The following is a 632-nucleotide window of genomic DNA, read 5'->3' as shown; positions in this document are numbered from 1 at the left end:
TTTTCTTTGTGAGTTATTTACTTTTCTAAACTGGTCGGCAATCTTTTGATTTGCGAACGTCACTAATTCAATGTCGTTTTTTAGCAAGTCGTATTGTTTAGTTCGCTCAAGGCTGTTTCGAACCACAGCGCAATGCGCTTGGTAAGAAAGTGATGCCAACCAACTTGCTACGCGCACTTGTTCAGCATTCTTCATGGCATCAATATCCGCGAAAATGCGCATTAATGATGAATGCTGTTCTGGCAACATCACAAGATACTGGTTGGTGTCTAAAGTGAACACATCTAGGTCTCGCAATAAGTTCGTTTGTTTCATTAATGTCTTTAAATGAGGCTTGAGGATGGCTAACTCAAAACAGGGAATCACTTCGCTGAGTAAAACGCATAAAGAGCGCATGCGTCGTAACGTGACGCGATATTGATGTGTAAATTCAGGGTGAAGGTTATCCATGATTCCTTGCTCCAACGAACGAGCATACTCAAACTCTCTCGCAAGGGAATCAGGCAATACAAAGCAGAGTTCGGAATCGAGATGCAGTGGCAATCGACTTGAAGATTTTGGTGGGGCGCTCATGGTTTTCCTCCAACATGCTTAGACTAAGTGTAGAGGTTGATATTGCATAGACATAAAAG

The 632-nt window shown here is 42.2% G+C and carries 1 protein-coding gene; it reads right to left on the bottom strand.

All coding sequences use genetic code 11. From position 1 onward, the window contains the following. A partial coding sequence (locus R7Z50_RS28505) for a CHAD domain-containing protein (RefSeq protein ID WP_318149881.1) occupies nt 1–573 on the bottom strand: 573 nt, incomplete at its 3' end. Nucleotides 574–632 lie beyond the last annotated feature (59 nt).

Source organism: Vibrio sp. 1249-1, assembly GCF_033340495.1.
This window is presented reverse-complemented; position numbering and strand designations above follow the sequence as displayed.